21 protein-coding genes and 1 tRNA gene are annotated in these 25,930 nt (G+C 61.8%); 16 read left to right on the top strand and 6 right to left on the bottom strand.

The features are described from left to right. Window positions 1–125: 125 nt before the first annotated feature. Entirely contained in the window at window positions 126–1,634 is a 1,509-nt protein-coding gene (gene glpK / locus DQW91_RS01360; RefSeq protein ID WP_112662398.1) for a glycerol kinase GlpK, read from the top strand. Window positions 1,635–1,731: 97 nt separating this feature from the next. Here the strand turns inward: glpK and chrA are convergent, their stop codons facing one another. Then, window positions 1,732–3,096 (bottom strand): chromate efflux transporter, encoded by a 1,365-nt coding sequence (gene chrA, locus DQW91_RS01355; protein WP_112662397.1) that lies wholly within the window; start codon window positions 3,094–3,096, stop codon window positions 1,732–1,734. Between the two features lie 213 nt (window positions 3,097–3,309). Between chrA and DQW91_RS01350 the strand changes: the two genes are divergently transcribed. From DQW91_RS01350 to DQW91_RS17175, 3 genes are all read left to right on the top strand, one after another. Next, a complete protein-coding gene (locus DQW91_RS01350) occupies window positions 3,310–4,716 on the top strand; it encodes an adenylate/guanylate cyclase domain-containing protein (RefSeq protein WP_112661781.1) in 1,407 nt (468 codons plus the stop codon). Window positions 4,717–4,862: 146 nt separating this feature from the next. Continuing rightward, window positions 4,863–5,336, top strand: coding sequence for a VOC family protein (locus DQW91_RS01345; RefSeq protein ID WP_112661780.1), 474 nt, complete (start codon window positions 4,863–4,865; stop codon window positions 5,334–5,336). A 625-nt stretch (window positions 5,337–5,961) separates the two neighbouring features. Then, entirely contained in the window at window positions 5,962–10,191 is a 4,230-nt protein-coding gene (locus DQW91_RS17175; RefSeq protein WP_112661779.1) for a calcium-binding protein, read from the top strand. Between the two features lie 385 nt (window positions 10,192–10,576). On the opposite strand, the gene DQW91_RS01335 is transcribed toward DQW91_RS17175, so the two are convergent. Continuing rightward, a tRNA-Ala gene (locus DQW91_RS01335) sits at window positions 10,577–10,652 on the bottom strand. A gap of 176 nt (window positions 10,653–10,828) precedes the next feature. Here DQW91_RS01335 and DQW91_RS01330 point away from each other — a divergent pair. From DQW91_RS01330 to DQW91_RS01315, 4 genes are all read left to right on the top strand, one after another. Next, the gene (locus tag DQW91_RS01330) at window positions 10,829–11,119 is read left to right on the top strand and encodes a YggT family protein (RefSeq protein ID WP_112661778.1); all 291 of its coding nucleotides are present in this window, start codon (window positions 10,829–10,831) and stop codon (window positions 11,117–11,119) included. 5 nt (window positions 11,120–11,124) lie between these two features. Beyond that, window positions 11,125–11,448: a DUF167 family protein gene (locus DQW91_RS01325; RefSeq protein ID WP_112661777.1), complete on the top strand. Its 324-nt coding sequence runs from the start codon at window positions 11,125–11,127 to the stop codon at window positions 11,446–11,448. Beyond that, the gene (gene folD, locus DQW91_RS01320; protein ID WP_112661776.1) at window positions 11,445–12,335 is read left to right on the top strand and encodes a bifunctional methylenetetrahydrofolate dehydrogenase/methenyltetrahydrofolate cyclohydrolase FolD; all 891 of its coding nucleotides are present in this window, start codon (window positions 11,445–11,447) and stop codon (window positions 12,333–12,335) included. The genes DQW91_RS01325 and folD overlap by 4 nt, the downstream gene beginning before the upstream one ends. A 196-nt stretch (window positions 12,336–12,531) precedes the next feature. Continuing rightward, window positions 12,532–13,953: an FAD-binding oxidoreductase gene (locus DQW91_RS01315; protein ID WP_112661775.1), complete on the top strand. Its 1,422-nt coding sequence runs from the start codon at window positions 12,532–12,534 to the stop codon at window positions 13,951–13,953. An 18-nt stretch (window positions 13,954–13,971) separates the two neighbouring features. Here the strand turns inward: DQW91_RS01315 and DQW91_RS01310 are convergent, their stop codons facing one another. Then, complete coding sequence (locus tag DQW91_RS01310) at window positions 13,972–14,922, bottom strand: 5'-nucleotidase (RefSeq protein WP_112661774.1); 951 nt, start codon at window positions 14,920–14,922, stop codon at window positions 13,972–13,974. A gap of 366 nt (window positions 14,923–15,288) precedes the next feature. Between DQW91_RS01310 and DQW91_RS01305 the strand changes: the two genes are divergently transcribed. After that, window positions 15,289–16,110, top strand: coding sequence for an alpha/beta fold hydrolase (locus tag DQW91_RS01305; RefSeq protein ID WP_112662396.1), 822 nt, complete (start codon window positions 15,289–15,291; stop codon window positions 16,108–16,110). Window positions 16,111–16,218: 108 nt separating this feature from the next. Here the strand turns inward: DQW91_RS01305 and DQW91_RS01300 are convergent, their stop codons facing one another. Then, window positions 16,219–16,665, bottom strand: a complete 447-nt coding sequence (locus tag DQW91_RS01300; protein ID WP_157961295.1) for a hypothetical protein — start codon at window positions 16,663–16,665, stop codon at window positions 16,219–16,221. A gap of 69 nt (window positions 16,666–16,734) precedes the next feature. After that, a complete protein-coding gene (locus DQW91_RS01295; protein WP_112661772.1) occupies window positions 16,735–17,622 on the bottom strand; it encodes a LysR substrate-binding domain-containing protein in 888 nt (295 codons plus the stop codon). Window positions 17,623–17,827: 205 nt separating this feature from the next. Between DQW91_RS01295 and sdhC the strand changes: the two genes are divergently transcribed. The 7 genes from sdhC to zapE all read left to right on the top strand — a co-directional run bounded on the left by sdhC (window position 17,828) and on the right by zapE (window position 24,555). Then, a complete protein-coding gene (gene sdhC / locus DQW91_RS01290) occupies window positions 17,828–18,223 on the top strand; it encodes a succinate dehydrogenase, cytochrome b556 subunit (RefSeq protein ID WP_112661771.1) in 396 nt (131 codons plus the stop codon). Between the two features lie 10 nt (window positions 18,224–18,233). Then, window positions 18,234–18,638, top strand: coding sequence for a succinate dehydrogenase, hydrophobic membrane anchor protein (sdhD, locus tag DQW91_RS01285; RefSeq protein WP_112661770.1), 405 nt, complete (start codon window positions 18,234–18,236; stop codon window positions 18,636–18,638). 101 nt (window positions 18,639–18,739) lie between these two features. Further along, a complete protein-coding gene (gene sdhA, locus DQW91_RS01280; protein ID WP_112662395.1) occupies window positions 18,740–20,551 on the top strand; it encodes a succinate dehydrogenase flavoprotein subunit in 1,812 nt (603 codons plus the stop codon). Between the two features lie 37 nt (window positions 20,552–20,588). Then, window positions 20,589–21,554, top strand: coding sequence for a class I SAM-dependent methyltransferase (locus tag DQW91_RS01275; RefSeq protein ID WP_112661769.1), 966 nt, complete (start codon window positions 20,589–20,591; stop codon window positions 21,552–21,554). 53 nt (window positions 21,555–21,607) lie between these two features. Beyond that, complete coding sequence (locus DQW91_RS01270; protein WP_112661768.1) at window positions 21,608–22,387, top strand: succinate dehydrogenase iron-sulfur subunit; 780 nt, start codon at window positions 21,608–21,610, stop codon at window positions 22,385–22,387. Window positions 22,388–22,577: 190 nt separating this feature from the next. Continuing rightward, window positions 22,578–23,144, top strand: coding sequence for an AprI/Inh family metalloprotease inhibitor (locus DQW91_RS01265; RefSeq protein ID WP_245410859.1), 567 nt, complete (start codon window positions 22,578–22,580; stop codon window positions 23,142–23,144). 214 nt (window positions 23,145–23,358) lie between these two features. Continuing rightward, on the top strand, window positions 23,359–24,555 hold the full coding sequence (gene zapE / locus DQW91_RS01260; protein ID WP_112661766.1) for a cell division protein ZapE: 1,197 nt from the start codon (window positions 23,359–23,361) through the stop codon (window positions 24,553–24,555). Window positions 24,556–24,611: 56 nt separating this feature from the next. Here the strand turns inward: zapE and DQW91_RS01255 are convergent, their stop codons facing one another. Then, window positions 24,612–25,898, bottom strand: coding sequence for an Nramp family divalent metal transporter (locus DQW91_RS01255; RefSeq protein ID WP_198411744.1), 1,287 nt, complete (start codon window positions 25,896–25,898; stop codon window positions 24,612–24,614). Window positions 25,899–25,930 lie beyond the last annotated feature (32 nt).

Here is a 25,930-nt window from a genome sequence, read left to right as displayed (position 1 = left end):
CCCCTTGCACCGCGCCCCCTCGCGCGGTGCTTTTTTGTTTGCCGACCGCGGGATGCTATGCCAATGCCGGAAAGAATGTTGCACGCGATGCGGATGAAGACATCGCTGCCAAGCAGGGGAAGCGCATGGCCGATTTCGTTCTGGCGATCGATCAGGGAACCACATCGTCGCGGGCGATCGTGTTCGATGGGGAATATCGCATCCGCGGGGTCGGCCAGCAGGAGTTCCCGCAGCATTTCCCCCGTTCGGGCTGGGTCGAGCACGATCCGGAGGATCTGTGGCGCACGGTGGTCGAAACCATGCGCCGGGCGCTGGGCGATGCGTCGCTTGCCGCCAGCGACATCGCCGGCATCGGCATCACCAACCAGCGTGAGACCGTGGTGGTGTGGGACCGCGCGACGGGCAGGGCGATCCACAACGCCATCGTCTGGCAGGACCGCCGCACCGCCGACATCTGCGCGAGGCTCAAGGCCGAGGGCGCGGAGCCGCTGATTACCGAGCGCACGGGGTTGATCGCCGATTCCTATTTCTCGGCCACCAAGGCCGCCTGGATCCTCGACCATGTGGAAGGCGCGCGTGCGCGCGCCGAGCGGGGCGAACTCGCCTTCGGCACGGTGGATACCTGGCTCCTGTGGCGTCTCACCGGCGGCAAGGTTCACGCGACGGATGCCACCAACGCCTCGCGCACGATGCTGTGCAACATCGACAGCATGGAGTGGGACGAAGATCTCCTGAAGCTCCTGCGCGTGCCGCGCGCCATGCTGCCCGAGATCAAGGATTGCATCGCCGATTACGGCGTCACCGAGCCCTCCCTCTTCGGCGTTCCCGTTCCGATTCGTGGCATCGCGGGCGACCAGCAGGCGGCAACCGTCGGACAGGCGTGTTTTGCGCCCGGCATGCTGAAATCGACCTACGGCACCGGCTGCTTTGCGCTGCTCAACACGGGCACGGAACGGGTGGCTTCCACCAACCGCCTTCTGACCACCGTCGCCTATCGCCTGAAGGGCCGCACCAATTATGCGCTCGAAGGCTCGATCTTCATCGCGGGCGCTGCCGTGCAATGGCTGCGCGACGGGCTCCACATCATCGAGCGGGCGGAACAGTCAGGCGCCTTCGCGGCGGAGGCCGATCCCGAACAGGCGGTGTATCTCGTGCCTGCCTTCACGGGCCTTGGTGCGCCGTGGTGGCGGCCCGAAGCACGCGGCGCGCTTTACGGTCTTACGCGCAACACCGGCCCGCGCGAAATCGCCCGCGCGGCGCTGGAATCGGTCTGCTTCCAGACGCGTGATCTGCTGGAAGCGATGCGTCAGGATTGGGCCGCGCAAAAAGGCGCGGCAAGTGCGGAAACGGTGCTGCGGGTCGATGGCGGCATGGTCGCAAGCGACTGGACGCTGCAGCGCCTCGCCGACATTCTCAACAGTCCCGTCGACCGCCCGGTAGTGCTGGAGACGACGGCGCTCGGCGCGGCCTGGCTCGCGGGCCACGGCGCGGGTGTATGGCCCGACCAGGAAGGCTTCGCCAAGAGCTGGCATCTCAACCGCCGCTTCCAGCCGAGCATGAACGAGGAAGCCCGTCGCAAGGCCATCGCGGGGTGGGACCTTGCCGTGCAGCGCACGATCTGGTCGGGGGAATAACTCTGAAGACTGATCGTGTCTCTTTGAAACACGATCAGTCTTCAGTCCCCTTTATTGCCGCATGATCCGGGCGAACAACCACTTGTTCTGATCGTGCTTACCGCACGAATTGCACCGCAAAGCCGAGCACGGCACAGAGGGCGAGAGTGGCGACCATGCCGAGCTTCAGCCGGAACAGCGCCACGACGGCGACAAGCGACAGCGCGAGCGCGAAGGGATCGACGCTCGACCAGACCGGCCATGCGGGAGAAAGAGGCCCGAGGTCGAGTTCGGTGACGCTGCGAAAGAGAACGTGTAGCCCGAACCACAGGGCGAGGTTGAGAATGACGCCGACCACCGCCGCGGTGATCGCGGCGAGCGCGCCCGAAAGGGCGACATTGCTGCGCAGCCGCTCCACATAAGGCGCACCGAGAAAGATCCAGAGAAAGCAGGGCGCGAAGGTGACCCAGGTGGTGAGCATCGCGCCGATAATGCCGCCGGTCAGAGCCGACACGCCGCCGGGGTCCCGGAAGGCGGCGAGAAAGCCGACATAGGTCAAGACGAGTATCAGCGGTCCGGGCGTTGTTTCCGCCAAGGCGAGTCCGTCCAGCATCTCGCCGGGCTTGAGCCAGCCGTAAGTCTCGACAGCCTGCTGCGCCACATAGGCAAGAACCGCGTAAGCGCCGCCGAAAGTCACCACCGCCATCTTGGAGAAGAACGCCGCGATGGTCGCGTAAACGCTGTGCCAGCCAAAGATGACGCCGAGGAGGATGATCGGCGCGACCCAGAGGCCGCCCCAAATCGCGAGTGTCTTCAGGGCATGGCCCAAGGTCGGCTCGACGCCAGCCCTGCCGCTGTCGAGAAGCGCGTCGATGATGGCCCCGTTACCGGCTGAGGCCTTCTCCGGTTGGGAGACGAAAAGATCGGGCGCGAGCCGCGCGCCGGCATAACCGATCAATCCCGCTACGAGGATGATGAGCGGGAAGGGCACATGAAGCGCATAGATCGCGATGAAGGCGGCGGCGGCCAGCGCCACCATCAGGCGGCCCTTGAGCGCGCGCCTGCCGATGCGGATCACGGCTTCGATGACGATGGCGAGCACGGCGGCCTTCAGGCCGAAGAACAGGTGGCCGAGCCACGCCGCGTTCTGGAACGAGGCATAGAGCGTCGAGAGCGTCAGGATCACGAAGAAGCCTGGCACGATGAAGAGCATTCCTGCGATCACGCCGCCGCGGGTGCCGTGCAAGAGCCAGCCGATATAGGTCGCGAGTTGCTGCGCCTCCGGCCCCGGCAGGAGCATGCAATAGTTGAGCGCGTGGAGAAACCGCGCCTCGCCGATCCAGCGCTTTTCCTCCACGAGCAGCTTGTGCATGAGCGCAATCTGCCCCGCCGGCCCGCCGAAACTCAAAAGGCCGATCTTCGCCCAGACCTTCGTCGCCTCGGCGAGTGTCGGGTGCCGGGGTGTTTCGATGTCGGGCGTCATGCGTTCCTGTCCTGCCGCGAGATTTTTCATTGCGCATGCGTGGAAGGCCGAGCGCCCTTCGTCAAGAAATTTGCGCCAATCGCGAGCACGTGACGGGCGGGGAAGGGACAGGCTGGAGCCATTGTTGACATAACCGCGTTGTCTTCAGGAGACGCATTTGAACGTAAGGGAGAAACGCGCCTCTGGAGAGGCTGCCTGTATGAGTGATCCTGTATGAGTGATGTTCTGACACTTTTGCTTGCCTTGCGACAATCGGCGGATGGTGGCGTGGTGGATGCCATCGAGCGGCTGATCGCCGAAGCCCCCGACCGTGAGCTCAACCGCATCAACGTCCTGAGCTTTGCAGCGAAGAATGGACTCGACGAGGAAAAGACGATTGCGGCCTTTCTGCATGCTGCGCGGCTTGGCCTGTTCGACTTGTCCTGGAACGTGCTGTGCCCCGGTTGCGGCGGTGTGCTCGATGCAAGTACGACCCTGCGGTCCGTGAACCGTGACGAATATTGCTGCGCGCTCTGCGCCGCAGGCTATGAGCCGACGCTCGATGAAATGGTCGAGGTGACGTTCACGGTGAGCCCACGCGTCCGCAAGATCGCCGCGCACGAGCCTGACAAGCTCTCCATGTGGGAGTACGACCGGCAAATGTTCTGGAGTTCGGGCGTCGACCTGCCTGAGGATTTCGAGCATGAGGTGGAGGATATCGTTCTCGATTCCGTGGAATTGCCACCGGGGGAGCGCGCCATTCTCTCTCTGCAATTGCCGCCCGAATTCGTGATCGTTTTCGATCCTGTCACGCATTCGACGCAGTTCATCGACGTGAAGGGCGAGCCGACGAAGGAGCGGCAGGCGTTTTCGATCGTTCTCGAAGAGACGCATCCGCAACACGAAACCCTCACGCTGCATCCTGGGCCATTGCGGCTCGCGCTGGAAAACCACAGCGGCAAGCGCGCCCTTCCTGCGGTGTGGGTCGCGGGACAAAAGCTGCACGATCTCATCGGCCATCGCAGGCCGTTCCTGACGGCCAAGCGCCTGCTCACCAACCAGACGTTCCGCGACATCTACCGCACGCAGACCCTCGATATCGACCAGCGCCTCAAGATCACCAGCCTGACCTTCCTCTTCACCGATCTCAAGGGCTCGACCGAGCTTTACGAGCGTGTCGGGGATCTTGTCGCCTACGATCTCGTGCGCACCCATTTCAAGGTTCTGCAAGATATCGTCGCCTCCGAGGCCGGGGCGGTGGTGAAGACCATCGGCGACGCGGTGATGGCGACCTTCCCGACGCCGGACCGTGCCATCTCCGCCGCGGTGCGGATGCGCGAGGCCATGCGCAAGCTCAACGAGGAGCGCGGCAGCGAGGACCTTCTTCTGAAGATCGGCATTCACGAGGGCCCATGCCTCGCGGTGATGCTTAACGAGCGGCAGGATTATTTCGGCCAGACCGTCAATATCGCCTCCCGCGTCCAGGGCCTCGCCACTTCCCGCGCCATCTTCGCGACCGGGACGGTGGTGGAAGATCCGGAAACATCGCGCTTCATCAAACGGCAGGGCCTGCATCCCATGGCACAAAAAGCGGCCTTGCGCGGGGTCACCGATGAACTCGCGGTTTACGAGATTCCGTGAACCTTAGGCGATAGGGGAACGCATACATCTGCCCTCCCGGTTGCTTGGGTGAGAGGATCGGGGGTGGAGAAATGCGGTTCGCCACCTATTTCGGAAGAGCGGCAGGAAAAAGCCGGAGCATTGGCTTCACAGCAAGGAAACACGCAATGGCAAAGAATACGATTTGCCTCTGGTACGATAAGGACGCCGAGGCTGCCGCCCGCTTCTACTGCGAGACCTTTCCTGACAGCACGCTGGGTGCCGTGCACCGCGCACCCAGCGACTATCCAGCCGGGAAAGAGGGCGACGTGCTGACGGTCGAATTCACCGTTGCGGGCGTTGCCTGCCTCGGCCTCAACGGAGGTCCCGCGTTCAAACATAACCAGGCCTTCTCGTTCCAAATCGCCACCGACGATCAGGACGAGACCGACCGCTACTGGAATGCCATCGTCGGCAATGGCGGCCAGGAGAACGCATGCGGGTGGTGCAAAGACAAGTGGGGCGTGCCCTGGCAAATCACGCCGCGCGCCTTGACGGAAGCGATCGCCGCAGGCGGCGATCAAGCCAAACGCGCGTTTGACGCGATGATGGACATGAAGAAGATCGACATCGCCGCGATCGAGGCGGCCAGGCGCGGTTGATGCCCCAGCGCGCATGGCGGCAAAATTGCCGCCAGCAATTGTCCGCGAGCGATTTCATGAGCCCGGAGGGCCCCTTACTGTTCGGGAGCGATTTGCCTGAGTGAAAAGCCCTTTGATCTCAATTTCTTATGCTTGGGTGAAACAGGTGGTCCGATACGATCTCGTCTCCTCCCTCATTGGTGCTGCGCCAGACGCGCTGAAGGCCCGTATGGCCGAGGCGCTGCGGACGGATCATTGAGAGGTTCGTAAAGACGAAACTCGGAATTTTAGCTCGCCAGCGAAATCAGGGACAGCTCTGCGGCATAGGCTGCAGGGCTTTTTGCAATAATATTGTTAGTGAAATCAGTATAGGTCGTGCGTAACGATCTCCATCATAAGTGGTCCCCTTTCGCTGGGGAAGGCAATCATCAGTATAAAACTTGCAAAAAATTTTCATGACTTTGCAAAAGCGCATTTAGTTTAGATGTAAACCCTCTCCAATCATAGAGTAGTCAGGCTCTTCCAAGGTCGGAAAAACTCCCGAGTGTAACCGTGTATCGGTAATGTAACTACGTATCGATGGGCTGGGGGCAGCTCCATCGGCACTCAATGCATCCGGGCAAAAAGACCCAACTGGAGAACCGACATGAGAGACGACTATTGGGATGGCCACATCGTTCAGTACACCGACGGTATCGCGGCAGCGATCGCGGGCATTCACTACGCCGGTGGCACAGCGCTCTCGCGTCTTGAGCAGGCGATGAATGACTTCTTCGATGGCTCGGGCGGCAGCGTCGGTTATGGCGGTTCCCAGGTCGGGAACGAGGTCAAGGTTGGCCAGATCACCTTGAAGCCCGGGACGACCGTTAAGGAGAATGCCGACGGTACGACCACTCTGACGAATGTCAGCAACGACGGTACCAAGAAAACAGTCGTCAAACTCGATCAGGACGGAAAAATTGTCGAGTCAAAGCAAACAACGATCGAATTCACCGCCAATGGTGGTGCGTTTCAGCGGACCGTCGACCAGGATGGGAATACTCACGACGTCACGCTCGTTCATGGCGGAGACGATCTAAGTCCTCCCCACATTTACTTGGATCAGGCAACTGGTGGAATGACGCTGGTGCAGATCACGTCAGAATCGGATCACCGCAAGGTGGTTACGACTGTGGATGCGGATGGCAATATCACCGACAGGCGGGAATATGATTACACGGCGGTCGAAGGCGCTGTAGTCGAAAGCTATGTCGATCTATCGGGACAAACACATTCTCAAGTCCTTCTCGCTAATGGTATTCCTGGTTCTGGGGCGGTCAGGATCCGTGATGATGGTTCTGTTTTGGCAAGTATAACGAAAGTAGATTCGGATGGCGTGCCCATGCAAATTTGGGCCATAACGAACGTAAGTTCATCTACACACAATACATATAGCGTTACGTTCGGCTTATATTCCGATGGTCGTGTTCTCATGGAGAGAGCGGGGCCATCTTATAGCGGAAACCCCGACCATCATTCATTGAAAATGATAGAGATTCTTCCTGCTGCAGAGGGTGGCGGAATGGCAGTCATGGAAGCGCTGCCCAATGGTGGAGTGAGATTTGTTCATACAAGAGCAGATGGTTCCAAGACATATGCCTACGTGAACCCACTGGGCGATGTCTCTCAAGGAACGATGACCATCGAAGCGCGTAAGGACGGCGCCTGCATCCTGAACATCGTGCAGGATGGCGACGTCTTTACGCAGACGCTCCTGGCACCTTCGGGAACAGCCGGAAGGCCTGTCGTCACTCACGATCCCCAAACTGGCAAGATAAAGATCGAGTCCTATCAGGACGACGGTTCTGTCATCAGGCTCGATGTCTCCAGCGACGGAAGCATTCTGAATAAAGAGCGCGCCACTTATGAGTACGTCACCGATGCCAATGGTATCGGTCGGTATGTCGAGACAATCGTGAATCTACAGGGCAAGGGGGGAATGACCACGACCCTCGAGACCTCGGGATTGTGGTTCGATGTCACGAGCGGTGGTCAAACTCCTCCAGGTGCGCCCCCCAATTATGTGGAGCTTCAGTCCGACCGCCGGGAGGCCATTCATGGTGTCGGCGGGCTTTGGGAAACGTGGAATAACGTGCTCGACTGGAGCCTGAAGGGGGCTCCACGCGCCAACAGCACCACCCAAACCATTGGCGATTCCAAGTGGGAAGGCTGGAAGGAGAACGGCGGCACGATTGATCGTGAGTCCGTCGACTTCAACGGCACGGTCAACCAGAACGGCATGCAGAAGACCTTCCGCGCCAAGGCCGGCGGGGCGGGCCATGACCTGATCCAGGGCACGGGCGGCATCGACCTGTTCTATGGCGGCGCCGGCAACGACACGCTCTCGGGCGGCGATGATAGCGATCTGCTGTCCGGCGAGGACGGCAACGACCTGGTCGACGGCGGCACCGGCAATGACAAGCTGCATGGCGGCAACGGCGACGACACCATCCTCGGCGGCGCCGGCAACGACCTGCTCGACGATGCATTGGAAGGTACTACCGACGGCACCAACGTCACCGGCAACGACTACATGGATGGCGGCGCCGGCAACGACGTCATCAACGGCCGTGCCGGTAACGACACCCTGATCGGCGGTGACGGCAAGGACAGCCTCTATGGCGGTCTCGGCGACGACCGTCTCGAAGGCGGCAACGATGCCGACTACATGACGGCCGGCCATGGCAACGACACCCTGCTCGGCGGCTCCGGCAACGATGCCCTCTACGGCAACAATGGCGATGACTCGGTCGATGGCGGCACCGGCGACGATCTGATCTTCGGCGGCGACGGCAACGATAGGCTCGAGGGCGGTTCCGGCAACGATGTCATGAACGGCGGCGCGGGCAACGACACCGTGCGCGGCGGTTCCGGCGACGACGTGCTGTTCGGCGACACCGGCAGCGACCTGCTCGACGGTGGCGAGGGCAACGACCTGCTGCACGGCGGCTCGTTCAACGATGCCTATGCGGATACGCTGATCGGCGGCGCGGGCGTTGACACGGTCGATTACTCGAACAGCTCCAGCCGCGTCCATGTCAACCTGGCCGGCGGCTACGGCGATGGCGGTGCAGCGGCGGGCGACCGCCTGAAGGACATCGAGAACGTGCTCGGCTCGGCCTACGACGATACGCTCATCGTCGGCACTGCCGACATCGCGAACTTCAACATCGACGATTACCTGGCCAAGAACGGCGACGTGGCGGCGGCCATCGCGGCGGCCGGGCTCGACCGCTCCTGGGCCTACACCCACTGGCTCGATTACGGTCGCTTCGCCGGCCGGGCCGGCGGCTGGGCCGGCGGCTCGCAGTCGGGCGCCGACTGGGGCACCGCCTTCGACGTGGCGGGCTATCTTCTGGCCAACCCGGACGTGGCCAAGATCAAGAAGGACAGCAACCTGTCCGATGCCTGGGTCTGGGAGCATTGGCTTGTCAACGGCGCCCATGAAGGCCGCGCGGGAGCCTTCCGGGTTTCCGGCTCGGTGATCGATGCCGGGGCCGGCAACGACACGGTGCATGGTGGCGTCTATTCCGACTACCTCATTGGCGGCACCGGCAATGATCACTTGATCGGCTATGCCGGCCACGATGTGCTGGTCGGCGGCGAGGGCGACGACACGCTGCGCGGCGGCGACGGCGACGATCATATCTATGGCGGCGCCGGCAACGACGTGCTCGACGATGGCATCACAAGCGGGTACGTCTACGGCAACGATAAGTTCGACGGCGGCGCCGGCAACGACATCCTGATGGGTCGCCTCGGCAACGACACGCTGTATGGCGGCACCGGCAACGACCATCTCGATGGCGGCGAGGACAACGACTATCTCGACGGCGGCGACGGCCACGACTACCTCACCGGCTATACCGGCAACGACATCCTCTACGGCCGCTTCGGCAACGACACCCTGCTCGGTGGCGCCGGTAACGACCATCTCGACGCCGGCGAGGACCATGACTATGTCGATGGCGGCGAGGGCAACGACGCCATCATCGGCTGGACCGGCAACGACACGCTGCTTGGTGGTGATGGCCAGGACACCATCTATGGCGGTGACGACAACGATGCGCTCTATGGCCAGTGGGGCAATGACCTGCTCTACGGCGAGAGCGGCAACGACTTCCTCGTCGGTGACTTCGGCAACGACACGCTGCATGGCGGCGAGGGCAGTGATGAGTTGCTCGGGCAGTGGGGTGATGACCGTCTGTACGGCGGCAATGGCCAGGATTGGCTCTACGGCCATGAGGACCAGGACATGCTCTACGGCCAGGATGGAAACGACTTCCTCTTCGGTGGTACAGGGCAGGACACGCTCTATGGCGGGGCCAACGAGGATACGCTCCATGGCGAGGACGGCAACGACATCCTGCAGGGCGATGACGGTCACGACGTGCTGTTCGGCGGCCTGGGCAACGACTGGATGAACGGCGGGGCTCACAACGACACGCTGTATGGCGGGGCCAACGAGGACACGCTGTTCGGCTCGGACGGTAACGACATGCTGTTCGGCGAGAGCGGCTACGACGTGCTCAACGGCGGCGCGGGCAACGATACCCTGTGGGGCGGTGCGCATTCGGACCAGTTCGTGTTCGATGTCGGTGGCGGCTCGGACGTGGTGAAGGACTTCGGCGCCGGTGACGTGATCCGCCTGACGAGCGTGAGCTCGCAGAACTGGTTCACGGGCCACAACATGCCGAAGACGATCACCGACTGGGGCCGTGTGATCGGCACGGAGATCAACCTGGATGGCGGCCGCAAGATCCTGATCGAGGGGATCAAGGCGGAGCAGCTGAAGGGCGGTGCCGTTAGTGGTGGCGCGTGGGAGTGGCACCTGTAAGGGCCACACTCAGCGTAAGCTGATCACAGCTGATACAAACTCAAAGCCCGCCGTGCAAAACACGGCGGGCTTCTTCATTGGAAGCTCCTAAAGCGTAATAGCAAGCTGCTCGTCGTTGGGCGCGATTCAATCCAATGCGCCAAATGGGATGGTGCTCGCGTCATCACTCCTGCTAGCGGGGGTACAAACAAGTCCCTGACTTGAGCAAGGTGTCCCTTCGGAAACTCCGTGCAAGGAGCCTGAGACAGGGGCATGTAGAGGTTATGTAAATCGTCAGAAAAAGGGGCTGAGAATCGTCTATAGTAAAGATACGTCTTTTATAAACCCACGGAATATTGGGCGTACAAAGGCGATTTATGCTTATTTATAGGAAAGTATGATTGCTTGGTGGAGCTGAGGGGATTCGAACCCCTGACCTCTGCAGTGCGATTGCAGCGCTCTCCCATCTGAGCTACAGCCCCGGTCGGTGCAAGACCAAGCGGGGCGACTTTTAGGCCTGCGGGCTTTCCTCTGTCAATCGGGATGAGCGGGGGTGCTTATCTTTTCGGCGGGAGGCGGGCTTGAGAGCGGCATTACCGGGTTGTTCGGATCGTTCCGGGGCGCTACATGACGGGCGCCGTTTCCTGATGAGATTCCCATGCGCGCCCTGCTCGACGTCATTCTGCTCGCCCTGCAGCTCTATACGTGGCTCATCGTCGCCTCGGCGATCCTGAGCTGGCTTGTCGCCTTCAACGTGGTCAACATCCGCAACGAACTCGTCCGCTCGATCTGGACCTTCCTGAACGCGGTCACCGAGCCGGTGTTGCGGCCGATCCGCAATATCCTGCCCAATCTCGGCGGGGTCGATATTTCCCCCGTGATCCTGATTTTCATCATCTTCTTCATCGAGAGGCTGATTCAGGATTACCTTATGCCGGTGGCCTTTTAAGCCCGATGGCCGATCTGCCCTGGCTCCCCCGCGCCCAGGGCCTCTCCTTGCGTGTGCGCGTCACTCCGCGCGGTGGGCGGGATGCCATCGACGGGGTCGAGGCGCTCTCGGACGGGTCGGCGGTGCTGAAAGTGCGGGTGCGCGTCGCGCCGGAGGACGGGGCCGCCAATGAGGCCGTCCGCAAGCTTCTTGCTAAGGCGCTGAAAGTCCCGGCCTCCACGGTGACCCTCGAGACGGGCGCGACGGCCCGCATCAAGACCTTTGCGATTTCAGGTGAGCCTGCCGCTCTAGCAGCGGGCCTTGCCGCTTTGACAGGACAGGTTTCATGAGCGCTCAGATCATCGACGGAAAAGCCTATGCTGCAGGATTGCGCCAGCGGATCGCCGGGGCGGTGGGTGATCTCGCCGGACGGGGCGTCACACCGGGCCTTGCCGTAGTGCTGGTGGGCGAGGATCCGGCGAGCCAGATCTATGTGACGAACAAGGCGCGCCAGACGCTCGAGGTCGGCATGCGCTCCTTCGAGCACAAGTTGCCCGCCACGGCGAGCGAGGCTGAAGTGTTGAGCCTCGTTCAAAAGCTCAATGCCGACCCGGCGGTGGATGGCATTCTCGTGCAGCTTCCCCTGCCGAAGCACATCGATACGCAGAAGGTGATCGAGACCGTCGATCCGGCCAAGGATGTGGACGGCTTTCACCCCATTAATGCGGGACGTCTGATGACCGGCGTGCCCGGCCTCGTCTCGTGCACGCCGCTCGGCTGCCTTCTCCTTCTGCAGTCGGTGAAGCCGGATCTCGCGGGGCTCGATGCCGTGGTCGTCGGGCGTTCCAACATCGTCGGCAAGCCAATGGCGCAGCTTCTTTTGGCGCAGAGCTGCACGGTGACGGTTGCGCATTCGCGCACGAAGGACCTTCCGGACGTCTGCCGCCGCGCCGACATTCTCGTCGCCGCCGTTGGACGGCCCGAAATGGTACGGGGCAATTGGGTCAAGCCTGGCGCCATCGTCATCGATGTCGGCATCAACCGCGTACCGAACCCCGCCGCGGGTGAGGGCAAGACGCGCGTCGTCGGGGATGTCGCCTATGCGGAGGCGGCTGCTGTCGCTTCCGCCATCACGCCCGTGCCGGGCGGTGTCGGGCCGATGACGATTGCGTGCCTGTTGCGCAACACGCTCGAGGCCGCGTGCCGCCGGCGCGGACTGGCCATGCCGGGCGTGTGACGCGAACGCGCGGACGAAGAGCGCTAGACCTTGAGATCGCATGATCTAAGGCGAACAGCCGGTTCCCACTTGTTCTGATCATGCTCTAGGAGATCAATCCGCGGAGCAGAACAGCCACCTTGCGCGTTGTGAGGCATGTGAACGTCGAGCGCAGGGGCACGCGCGAAGGTTCTCCACCGTTTGAGGGGAGCGAACCATGAACGACATGAGCCTCACCAATCTGCAAGCCGGAAAAACAGCAGTCAGCGCAGCTGTTATCGAGGCGCTGGCAGCGCAGCAGCGTGGCCGTGTGCTGGGCGCGGACGATGCCGCTTACGACAACACGCGCGTGATCTGGAATGCCATGATCGACCGCAAGCCCGCCCTGATCGCGCAATGTGTTGGGGCTGCCGATGTCGTCAATGCCGTGCGCTTTGCGCGCGACAACAACCTGCTCGTCGCCGTGCGTGGCGGAGGTCACAACATCGCCGGTAACGCCGTGTGCGAAGGCGGATTGATGATCGATCTTTCGCCGATGAAATCGGTGCGCGTGGATAAGGCTGCGAAAAAGGCCTGGGTCGAGCCCGGCGTCACGCTTGCCGATGTCGACAAGGAAACCCAGGCCTTTGGCCTCGCGCTGCCGACGGGGATCAATTCGACGACCGGTATTGCCGGGCTGACGCTCGGCGGCGGGTTCGGATGGATCACGCGAAAATTCGGCCTGACCATCGACAACCTTCTCGCGGTGGATGTCGTGACGGCGGATGGCAAGATGCTGCGCGCAAGCGCGAGCGAAAACCCGGACCTGTTCTGGGCGCTGCGCGGCGGCGGCGGAAACTTCGGCATCGTCACATGCTTCGAGTTCAACCTTCACGAGCTTGGCCCGCAAGTAACGTCCGGTCTTGTCGTGCATCCGTTCGAGAATGCCAAAGCGGTGCTGGAGCAATACCGGCAGGCCCTTGAGACCGCTCCCGATGAACTGACCTGCTGGGCGGTGATGCGACTGGCGCCGCCGCTGCCATTCATCCCGCAGGAATGGCACGGCAAGCCGGTGGCGATTCTCGCCATGTGTTATTGCGGCGATCTCGCGGAAGGCGAGAAGGCGACGGCGACGTTGCGCGCCATCGGCAAGCCCATTGCCGATGTGGTCGGCCCGCATCCCTTCACCGGTTGGCAGCAGGCCTTCGATCCCCTGCTCACCCCCGGCGCGCGCAATTACTGGAAGAGCCTCGACTTCACGGAACTCTCCGACGCGACGCTCGGCATCCTGACCGATGCTGTCCGCGAATTGCCGGGGCCGGAATGCGAGATCTTCGTCGGTCATGTGGGCGGGCTTGCAGGCCGCATCCCAACCGACGCCACCGCCTTCCCGCAGCGCAGCTCGCACTTCGTCATGAACGTTCACGCGCGCTGGCGCGAACCGGATATGGATAAGGCGTGCATCGGCTGGGCACGCAAGATTTTCGAGGCGGGAAAGCCGCACGCTGCGCAAACGGCCTACGTCAACTTCATGCCCGCCGACGAGCCCGACCGCGTCGAGACCGCTTACGGCGGCAACTACAAACGCCTCGCCGAAATCAAGCGCCGCTACGATCCGCAGAACCTGTTTCGCATGAATCAGAATGTGAAACCGGGGTGAGGGTTGAAAGGTGTCTCTTTACGACGAAGGTATCACCGGATTGGCTGCATCATGCGGTCCAGGAACGTGACCAGAAGGAACAACTGCTGAGGCTCCTAGGAAGTGCTTTTCTTGATCGTCAAAAAAGACATGCGCCTTAAGAGCTTTCAGTATGGGGGCCTTATCGCGAGTTCCTACGAAATGCGCCTCATCTGCAGGTGTTCCCCATGCTCGTAGAGTGTGTACGACACGCGCATGTGCAGGCGCATTTCTTGCGGTCACTATCGCAATACGAACTTTACTAAACCCATCATTGTTCAGATAAATCTGGCGCAGAATTGAGAGTTTCTTCAGAAAATTGCCAAATGGCCCACCCTTCATGGGGTTCGTCGCGTTCTCCTGCTCGTGAGCGAGAAAGGCCTGTAGACCTTGATCCTTATAGATTTCGTCGGATTCTGGGCTAAAGACAACAGCGTCTCCATCGAATGCTATTCTGACTTCGTCTTCTGCTACTTCTATTTGATCATTCGGAATTGCTCCGAGTTTTGCTGCCGCTGCCCCTGCTATTACGGCTGTCTGAACGTCACTAGCTTCATTCGATAGGAAGAGATCAATATCCCACGCGGAGACGAAAGGACCTAAAGGGCGTCCACTTGTAAAACTTCCGGTCTTAATATTGAGCCCATACTGCACGATCGAATTGAATGCGCGTAATGAAAGATCTGGAGAATTTCGCGAAAGCAAAATCACTTCGACATAGGGTTTTTCAGCCGGTTCATTCAGGCGCAATAGGCGCTCTACAACCTCAAAGCCAGTTCCTTTTTGGATGGCGAGGTTTTCTCGATCCAATTGTAAGGAGGCGTATGCATTAACCCCCTTCGTTTCAAAAACTTGGTGCTCTTCCTCTAATTTAAACAATGCCCGCGTCGATATTCCGATCCTGAGGGGGGCCGCTCGAAGTCTCTCCTTGAGATCGACAGGTTTTGTCACGCAAGAACCCTCTGCAATCACTGATTTATGAGGTTTGCACTAAATAAACCATAAGGCTAGGAATTTTTTGGAGCGGTTGGTGTCGCAAAAAGGATTTTACATCCGAACAAATTCACGCTCGACTTGCACAGTCGCCCAGATGCGCCATGCGGTGAAGTTTAGGGCAGGAGCGAAAGAAGCGGGAACCGCGTGGCTCAGCGGATGTGCAGGAAGATTGAGCAATCTGCCGTTGCGCTCTCCCCGGCGAAGTTTGCTGATCCATATGAGCGGGTAGGGCTGCTCGCGCAGCCCATTCTTTCATCGTCGACTGCGCTGCTGCTGCCACGGGATCGTGGCGGCTTTCGCTTGGAGCACGGAGAGCTTTTCATGAGCAGGATCACGACCAGGGACGGCACGAAAATCTATTACAACGATTGGGGGCAGGGACAGCCGGTGGTGTTCAGCCACGGTTGGCCCTTGAGCGCGGACGCGTTCGAGGACCAGATGTTCTTTCTGGCCTCGCACGGCTATCGCTGCATCGCGCATGACCGGCGTGGGCATGGACGTTCCAGCCAGCCGTGGCAGGGCAACGACATGGATACTTATGCCGACGATCTCGCCGAGCTCGTGCGGCAGCTCGACCTGAAGGACGCGATTCATGTCGGGCATTCCACCGGCGGCGGCGAGGTTGCGCGTTACATCGGCCGCCACGGCACGAGCCGCGTCGCCAAGGCCATGCTCATCGGCGCGGTGCCGCCGCTCATGCTCAAGACGCCGGCCAATCCGGAAGGAACGCCGATGGAGGCTTTCGACCAGATCCGCGCCGGTGTGCTCGCCGACCGCTCGCAGTTCTTCAAGGATCTGACGATGCCGTTCTACGGCTACAACCGGCCCGGCGCGAAGGTATCGGAAGGCGTGCGCAATTCCTTCTGGCTGCAGGGCATGATGGCGGGCTTTCCTGCTTCCTACTTCTGCATCAAGGCATTTTCCGAAACGGATTTGACGGAAGACCTCAAGAAGATTGACGTGCCGACCCTGATCTTGCACGGCGATGACGACCAGATCGTGCCCATCGTGGCCTCCGCCATGTTGTCCTCCAAGCTCGTGAAGGGCGCGCAGCTCAAGATCTACAAGGGCGGCTCGCACGGCATGTGCACGACGCAGAAGGACGATGTGAACGCGGACCTCCTCGCCTTCATCAAGGGATGAGTGAGGACCTTGCGTTTGTGGAAATATGAGGAGGCGGGTGGCTGGCCGCCTCCACCATCACGCGGCAGCCTGATTTTGCGGCGGCGGGATCGCCCGGAGGTGTCGATCTCAGTTCACGCCGGTTAGCGACATGCCGCCGTCGTAAGTAACCCCTCCGCAGCGACTGAACTCTATTTCATGAAGAAATCTATTCTTCAGATGTGTGGCATTAAACGAGACATGCCAGCCCTGACCGGCGTCTTCAAATAAACGCTGGCCATATGAAACAGAACAGCAGTTTGGTTTGGCTTCAATAGCCGACACGTAGTCTTGAGGGCGTTGAAAGCCAGCTTCCTCGAAATAATTCTCCCAGTTGAGAACCGTTTTCGCGAAAACGAGAGCCTCATCGTGCGATTCTATTTTCTTCCCTGTCAAACAAATCCCGGTCTCTTCCAGAAGCTCATTGAGCTGTAGCAAAACGACCAAGGACGGTACCGCTAGGACAGGCAAAACAATGAGAGTTGCGATCAGAAAAAAAGAAACTCTGATTAGTTTTACATTCTGAGCGCTATTCATCCATCCCACCTTTATCGATGAATGTAATAGCAGCACGGAATGGATGTCCATTCTTTCGGCAGTCTGGGTTCAAGCCTTCCCTCGCAAATGCTCGACCAGTTCTCCCGCCGTCGCGGTCAGCGCCTCGCGGGAGCGCACGCATAATGTCAGGTCCCGCGCGGCCCAGGGGTCCTGCAGGGCGATGGTCACGATGGACATGGTGCGGGCGGCGCGGCGGGCCGTGGTTTCCGGCACGATGCCGAGGCCGACGCCGGCTTCCACCATGCGGCACACCGCATCGAAGCTCCGCAGTTGCACGCGCAGGCGCAAAGGTTTGCCGATGCGGGCGGCCTTGTCGGTGAGGAAGCGTTGCAGGGCGCTGGCGCGGTCGAGGCCGACGAAATCGTGGGCCATCACCTCGGCGAAGGCGATGCTGTCGTTCTGCGCGAGGGCGTGGCCGCGCGGCACGACGAGGACGAACCGGTCGCTGCGGAACGGGTAGGTCTCGAGGCTGCCCGTATCGACGGTGCCCGCCACGATGCCGATATCGCCGACGCCTTCGGCGATCAGGCCGACGATCTCGTCACTCAGGCGCTCCTCCAGATCGATGCTCACCTGCGGGTGCCGAGCGAGAAAAGAGCCCAGCGCCTCGGGCAGGAACTCGGTGAGCGCATTGGTGTTGGAGAGAATGCGGATCTGGCCCGCCAGTCCGCCGGAATAGGAGCTCAAATCCTCCCGCAGGCGCTCGGCCTGGGTCAGCATGGCGCGGGCGTGCTGGAGAAGGGTGCGCCCGGCGGGCGTCGGGGTGATGCCCTGGCGGGTGCGGGTGAGAAGCGCCGAGCCGAGCGACTTCTCCATGTTGCGGATGCGCGTGCTCGCGGCGGCCAGCGCGAGATTGGCCCTCGCCGCCCCGTGGGTGATGCTGCCCGCCTCCACGACATGGCGGAACAGGCTCAGGTCTGTCAGATCGAAAAGCATAAGTCTCCCTTCGTCATTCGCGAAGGCTGGCGAGAAATATGACAAATTGTTCTTTTGGTGAAGAGGGTGCACACTTCGCGGGTTACGAAGTCTTAAGTTTGTAACCGTCTCTTGCGGAAGCCGGATTGCAGTGTTACCGCGCATTGGATAGGAACCATTCTAAATTACGGGCGACAATTCCTGTCGCCGACCTGGAGCGAACGCCATGTCCGAGGCGAAATCGACCCCGCGGCCCCTTTCCCCGCATCTGCAGATCTACCGCTGGACCTGGACGATGGCGATGTCGGTGTTCCACCGCGCCACGGGAACGGCCCTTTATTTCGGCATCGCGCTGTTCGCGATCTGGCTGGTGGCGCTGGCCGCCGGGCCGCGCGTCTTCAACGCCGTGCAGTGGTTCTTCGGTTCGCCCCTCGGGCTGCTGATCCTGTTCGGCTACACCTGGGTGCTCATGCACCACATGCTTGGCGGCATCCGCCATTTCATCTGGGATCTCGGCTACGGCATGGAGCGCGAGCAGCGCATCGGCATGGCCCGCTTCACCCTCATCGCCTCGGTCGCGCTGACGCTTGCGATCTGGGTCGTCGCCTTCACGTTCTTCTAAGGAGAGAGTCATGGCCGACAAGAACGTTTCCATGCGCACGCCGCTCTCCCGCGTGAAGGGCCTCGGCGCCGCCGGTCACGGGGTGGAGCATTGGTGGGTGCAGCGCTTGACGGCGGTGGCGAACGTGCCGCTCCTCATCGCCTTCGTCATCATCGTCGCCGCGCTCGCGGGCTCGAACTACGCGCGGGCGCTCGCCATCGTCTCGCATCCGCTCATCGCGATCATCCTGCTTCTCGCGGTGATCTCGGTCGTCAACCACATGCGCCTCGGCATGCAGGTCATCATCGAGGATTATGTCCAGGACAACGGCTGGCGGATCGTCGCGGTGGTGGCGAACAACTTTTACACGGCGGTTATCGGAGCCGCCTGTGTCTTCGCCATTCTCAAGGTCAGCCTCGGGCGGATCCTGCTCTAAGCTCCGGCCCCGCTCCAAGAGCGGGACCAGCGGTTTTCTTTTCTGAAGTCTTGCATGGCCGGCCCCGTGTTGCTCGGGCGGTCATGCGCAAGGGAACTTTCATCATGGCCCAAGGAACCAACGGCAAAGCCTACAAGGTCATCGATCACACCTTCGACGTGGTGGTCGTCGGCGCGGGCGGCGCAGGATTGCGCGCCACGGTCGGCTGCAGCCAGGCCGGTCTTCGCACCGCCTGCGTGACCAAGGTTTTCCCGACCCGCTCGCACACGGTCGCGGCGCAGGGCGGCATCTCCGCCTCCCTCGGCAACATGGGGCCGGATGACTGGCGCTGGCACATGTACGACACCGTGAAGGGGTCGGACTGGCTCGGCGATCAGGACGCCATCGAGTATCTTGTGCGCAACGCGCCCGCCGCCGTCTACGAGCTGGAGCACTGGGGCGTGCCGTTCTCGCGCACCGAAGAGGGCAAGATCTACCAGCGCCCCTTCGGCGGCATGACGACCGAGTTCGGCAAGGGCACCGCGCAGCGTACCTGCGCCGCCGCCGACCGCACGGGCCACGCGATCCTGCACACGCTCTACGGCCAGGCCGTCCGCAACCAGACGAACTTTTTCATCGAGTATTTCGCGCTCGACCTGATGATGAGCGAGGACGGCCGCTGCCTCGGCATCATCGCGCTCGACATGGCGACGGGTGAGCTTCACCGCTTCCGCGCGCACATGACCATTCTCGCGACGGGCGGTTATGGCCGCGCGTATTTCTCCGCGACCTCGGCGCATACCTGCACGGGCGACGGCAACGCGATGGTGCTGCGCGCAGGGCTGCCGCTGCAGGACATGGAGTTCGTGCAGTTCCACCCCACCGGCATCTACGGCGCGGGCTGCCTCATCACCGAAGGCGCACGCGGCGAGGGCGGCTACCTCACGAACTCGGAAGGCGAGCGCTTCATGGAGCGCTACGCGCCGTCCGCGAAGGATCTTGCCTCGCGTGACGTCGTCTCCCGCTCGATGACGATGGAGATCCGCGCCGGCCGCGGCGTCGGCAAGAACAAGGATCACATCTTCCTCCACCTCGATCACCTCGATCCCAAGATCCTGCACGAGCGCCTGCCCGGCATCTCGGAAAGCGCGAAGATTTTCGCGGGCGTCGACGTGACGAAGGAGCCGATCCCGGTTCTGCCGACCGTGCACTACAACATGGGCGGCATCCCCACGAACTATCACGGCGAAGTGCTCACCCTGAAGGACGGCAACCCGGACACGGTGGTGCCGGGCCTGATGGCGCTCGGCGAAGCGGCTTGCGTGTCCGTGCACGGTGCGAACCGTCTCGGCTCCAACTCGCTCATCGATCTCGTGGTGTTCGGCCGCGCGGCAGGCCAGCGCTGCGCCGAGATCCTCACGCCGAACGCGAAGCACTCCGACCTGCCGAAGGGCGCGGACGAGCTTGCGCTCTCGCGCCTCGACAAGTTCCGTTATGCCAACGGCTCGACGCCGACGGCGGACCTGCGCCTCCAGATGCAGAAGACCATGCAGAACAACTGCGCGGTGTTCCGCACCGGCGAAGTGCTGGCCGAGGGCAAGGAGCTCATCCACAAGGTCTGGAACGCGGCCTCCGACATCAAGGTCACGGACCGCTCGCTGATCTGGAATTCGGATCTCATCGAGACGCTGGAATTCGACAACCTCATCGGCCAGGCCGTCGTGACGATGGAAGGCGCGCTCAACCGTCAGGAATCGCGCGGCGCACACGCCCGCGAGGACTTCCCCGAGCGCGACGACAAGACCTGGATGAAGCACACGCTGGCCTCCATCGACGACACCACCCACAAGGTGGCGCTCGATTACCGCCCGGTGCACACCTACACGATGTCGAACGAGATCCAGTACATCGAGCCGAAGGCTCGCGTGTACTAAGCCTGTGATGGTCAACGATCAGCTCTTCTGAGGTCCCATGATCGGTCGTGACGAAGTTGTCTCAGCCTACCGTCTTCTTCTCGGGCGCGAGCCCGAGAACGAAGACGTCGTGAAAGGCTGGATGCAGGCGGAAAATCTCGAGACCCTGCGTCAAGAGTTCATGTCCGGAAAGGAATTCCGGTCAAAACTCGAGCTGGGGCAGTTCCACGCCAACGTCGTGCGAGTCGGGCGCCATCTTTATGGGCCGGGCATGAAACTCGACCTCGATATTTTACCTGCGCAACGCGATCAGATGTTGGCAGAGGTCGCCGCGACGTGGGGACAATTCGGCGAGACGGAGCCGCATTGGTCCGTCGTCACCGACGAGAAGTTCAAGCAAGAGCATATTCAGGAATCGGAGGACGAGTTCTACGCCACCGCCGTCCTGGAGCTGCGGATGATCCGCACCTATTTCGAGCGGAACGGCGAGGATATCGGCGCGATCAAGACGGTGCTGGAACTCGGCTGCGGCGTCGGCCGCGTCACGTCGCAGCTCGCGGCCGCCTTCCCGGAAGTGATCGGTGCCGATGTTTCGGCGGCACACCTTGCCATTGCTCAGCGCTATTTCGAAAAGAAGGGCCTCGGCAACGCTCGCTTCGTGCGCCTTGCGCATGTGGACGATGTCGAGAAGTTGCCGGGCTTCGATCTTTTCTATTCGGCCATCGCCCTGCAGCACAGCCCGCCGCCGATCATCGACGCCTTGCTTGAACGCGTCATGGCAAAGGCCAATCCCGGCGGCTATCTCCTGTTCCAGATCCCCACATACCGCGAGGGCTACGCGTTCAATTTCGCGGATTACAGCAAGAACACGCATCGGGACATGGAGATGCACCTGCTGCCGCAACGGCGGGTCTATGAGCTGATGCGCAAATACAATTTCAACCTGATCGAAGTGCAGGAGGACAACATGCCGAACGATACCGCGTTCGCATCGCATACCTTCTTCGCACGGCGAACCCTGTGACTGGCGGTCCGCGATGATCTGTTCTCAATCTCCTGAAAGATGGGACGCCTGAAATGGCCGAATTCAACCTCCCCAAGAACTCCCGCTACACCGAAGGCAAGAGCTGGCCGAAGCCGGCCGGTTCGAATGTCACGGCGTTCCGCATCTATCGTTGGAACCCGGAGGACGGGCAGAACCCGAAGATCGACACCTATTATGTCGACCGCGACGATTGCGGGCCGATGGTTCTGGATGCGCTCATCTGGATCAAGAACAACGTCGACTCGACCCTGACCTTCCGCCGCTCCTGCCGCGAAGGCATCTGCGGGTCCTGCGCCATGAACATCATGGGGCAGAACACGCTGGCCTGTACGCTCGGCATCGACGAGTGCGAGTCCGACACGGTGAAGATCTACCCGCTGCCGCACATGCCGGTGGTGAAGGATCTGGTGCCGGATCTCACGCAGTTCTACGCGCAGCACGCCGCCGTCGAGCCGTGGCTTCAAACGCAATCGCCGGAACCCGAGAAGGAATGGCGGCAGACGCCGGAAGACCGGCAAAAGCTCGATGGCCTTTACGAGTGCATTCTGTGCGCCTGCTGCTCCACCTCCTGCCCGAGCTATTGGTGGAACGGCGACAAGTTCCTTGGTCCGGCGGCCTTGCTCCAGGCCTATCGCTGGCTCATCGACAGCCGCGACGAATCGACGGGCGAGCGTCTCGATGCCTTGCACGATCCGTTCAAGCTCTATCGCTGCCACACCATCATGAACTGCGCCAATACCTGCCCGAAGGGCCTGAATCCGGCGAAGGCCATCGCCGAGATCAAGAAGATGATGGTCGAGCGCCTCGTCTGAGGCGCATGCGCCACACTCTTTCAAAAAGGCGCCCACTGGGCGCCTTTTTTCGTTGCCAGTGCGGGCGGGTCGGTGTGGGGTCATGTCCCATTCAGGTATTCATTCATACCGGTTCAGGGGATAAGTCGGGAACGGAGAGACAAGCTCCGCATTTCCCCTTTCTCTACGGTCAAGCATGACGGGGATGACGATGACACGGTCGATTTCGATGATGGGCGTGACACTGTGCGCGGCCTTGGCGCTCGGCGCTTGTTCGTCGTCACGGTTCGGCGGCGGCCCGATCCGCGCTGCCGCAGCGCCCGCGCCTGTCGAAGCCGTTCCGTCCGGCCCCGTTGAAACCGCACCCCTGCCGCCGATCGAGAGCCAGCCGCTTTCGCCTGCCGCGGGTGCGCCCATCATGACGCCGGCTCCTGCGACTCCCGGCGCGCCCTCGGAGATTGCCTCCCTGCCGCCGCAAGCGTCGGCTCCGGCCGCGCCCGCGAGCCGCACGTCTCTCGTCGGCGCGTGGACGGCGCGGGAGGCGGCAGGCACCTGCAAGGTGCAATTGTCGAGTTCGCCCTCCCTCGATCTCTATCGCGCCTCGACCTCGGGCTGCTCTAACCAGGACCTTTCGAAGGTGAACGCCTGGGATTACCGCGACGGCGAGATCTATCTCTACCAGACAGGCGGCGCGGTCGCCGCGCGCCTGCGCGGATCGTCGAGCGCGCTGAGCGGGGCGCTCACCAAGTCCGGCGCTCCCCTGTCGCTGTCGCGATAACGAAGGCTCGCCGCGCCGCTTCACCCTGAGGAGGCGTGTCAGCGCCGTCTCGAAGGGCGAGGCGTCTCCAGTGTTCTCTGGAACCTCCTTCGAGACAGGCTGAAGCCTGCCCCTCAGGATGAGGTCTGCATTTCCAAACAGGCTCTCAAGATGAGGGAGAGAGCAATCCCGGCTGGATTGCTCTTCTCAAGCGAGGGGAGTATCCGTTCAAGCCGTGAACGATACCGCTTCCCTTTCTTCCGAAACCGTCTCGGCCCGCTATGAGGCGCTTGTCGCCTCCGGCGCCATCGAGCGCGATCCGGCGCAGGTAGCGCTGATCGGAAAACTCGATGCGCTGGTATCGGTCTTGTCCGAGCACCGCATCGCCCGCCGCCCCAGCGCGCTCGGGCGCTTCTTCGGCAAGCGCAATCCACCGCCACCTCCCAAGGGACTCTATGTCTGGGGTTCGGTCGGGCGCGGCAAGACCATGCTCATGGATCTGTTCTTCGCGGCGCTGCCGGTGGTGCGCAAGCGCCGGGTGCATTTCCACGCCTTCATGGCCGACGTGCATGAGCGCATTCACGTCTGGCGACAGAAGCTGAAGGAAGGCAAGGTCAAAGGCGACGATCCGATCAGGCCCGTGGCGGACGCGCTCGCGCAGGAAGCCTGGGTGCTCTGCTTCGACGAGTTCACCGTGACCGACATCGCCGATGCGATGATCCTCGGGCGTCTCTTCACGGTGTTGTTCGAGTATGGCGTCGTGGTTGTGGCGACATCGAACGTGGAGCCGCAGCGGCTTTATGAAGGCGGTCTCAACCGTACGCTCTTTCTGCCGTTCATCGCGCTTCTGCAGCAGCGGATGGACGTGCTGCGCCTCGATTCCCGCACCGATTTCCGGCTTGAGAAGCTTGCGGGCGCGCCTGTCTTCTACGCGCCCGCCGATGCGGCTTCGCGCCATGCCCTCGATCAGGCGTTCCTGCGACTCACGGGCCGCGCGAAGGGCGCGCCGGTGACGCTCACCGTGAAGGGGCATGAGGTCGAGGTGCCGGAAGCGGCGGGCGGCGTGGCGCGCTTTCGTTTTCCCGATCTCTGCTCGAAGCCGCTCGGCGCGTCCGACTATCTCGCCATCGCCGAGCAGTTCGACACGGTTATCCTCGAGGATATTCCCCGGCTCACTTACGAGCGGCGCAACGAGGCCAAGCGCCTCATCATCCTCATCGATGGGCTCTACGATGCGCATGTGAAGCTTCTCGCCTCCGCCGAGACGGAGGTGACGGAACTCTATGTCGCGGATGAGGGGCGTGAGGCGTTCGAGTTCGACCGCACCGTGTCGCGGCTGATCGAAATGCGTTCGGAGGAATATCTGGCGCTACCGCATGGGCCGCCGGATTCCGCCAGCACCGGCCAGAGCACCGGGCTGGTCGAGACCTGAAAGGTCAGGGCAAACGCATTTCACGAAAAGTGGCGTCCACTTTTCTTGAAAATGCTTCAGGGCAGGAACAGGCTGAGGAGAAGGGCGAGCACTGTCAGCCCCATCAGCGCCGTCGCGCCCCATCCCGCCCAGGCGAGCCAAGGCTTGGCGGTGTAACGTCCAAGAACCTTCTTGCTGGTGATGATCCCCATCATCAGCGCCATGATCGGCACCGCCGCGATGCCGTTGATAACGGCGCTCCAGAGCAGCAGCTTGATCGGGTCGATGGAGGAGAAGGTGAGCGCGATGCCGAGAAGTGTCGCGCAGCCGAGGATGAAGTAGAAGCCACGCGCTTCAAGCAGGCTCAATTCGAGGCTGTTGCGCCAGCCGAAGGCATCGGCGACCGCGTAGGCGGCGGAGCCTGCGAGAACGGGAACCGCGAGCAACCCCGTGCCGATGATGCCCGCGGCGAAGACGAAGAACGTGAACGGCCCCGCGATGGGGCGCAGCGCCTCGGCGGCCTGCGAGGCGGTCTGAATGTCGGTGACGCCGCTCTTGTGGAGTGTGGCGGCGGTCGTGACGATGATGAAGAAGGCGACGGAGTTGGAGAAGATCATCCCGATCCAGGTGTCGATGCTGATCGCCCGCAGCTTGGCCTGTGCTCGTTTACGTGAGTGATCGAAGCTCTTCAGCTTCTTGATGTTCTCCTCCTCCACCTCCTCGGCGGCCTGCCAGAAGAACAGGTAGGGGCTGATCGTCGTGCCGAGGATCGCGACGACGAGGAACCAGTAATTCGCATCGGTCGAGAAGCGCGGCAGGAACGTCTCGCGCAGCACCTCGCCCCACGGAACGCCGATGCTGAACGCAGCGGCGACATAAGCGAAGAGGGCGAGGGTCAGAAACTTGAGGTAGGGCGCATAGCGCCGGTAGGACACGAAAACCTCAAGCAGCAGGCAAAACAGGCCAAGAACAGCGGAGTAGACATGGACGGGCCCGCCGACGAGCATTTCGACGGCTTGCCCCATCGCCGCGAGGTCGGCGGCGATGTTGATAATGTTCGCCCCGCACAACAGCGCGACCAGCACGACCACCAGGCTGCGCGGATAGATCGTCCTGGCATTGGCGACGATGCCTCGCCCCGTGATGGCGCCGATGCGGGCGCTGATGGTCTGGATCGCTACCATGAACGGCGTTGTCAGGAAGACCGTCCACAACAGGCCGAAACCCGTCTGCGCCCCCGTCTGCGAATAGGTCGCAATGCCGCTCGGATCGTCATCCGCTGCTCCTGTGACGAGGCCCGGACCGAGCAGGCTGGCGATGGAGCGGCGCTTTCTCGGCGGTTTGACCACGGGGAGTCCTGACATGAGAAGCGGGGGCGCCTTGCGCCCCGCCCCGT

This window comes from Microvirga flavescens (assembly GCF_003290125.1).
Taxonomy (GTDB): domain Bacteria; phylum Pseudomonadota; class Alphaproteobacteria; order Rhizobiales; family Beijerinckiaceae; genus Microvirga; species Microvirga flavescens.
This window is presented reverse-complemented; position numbering and strand designations above follow the sequence as displayed.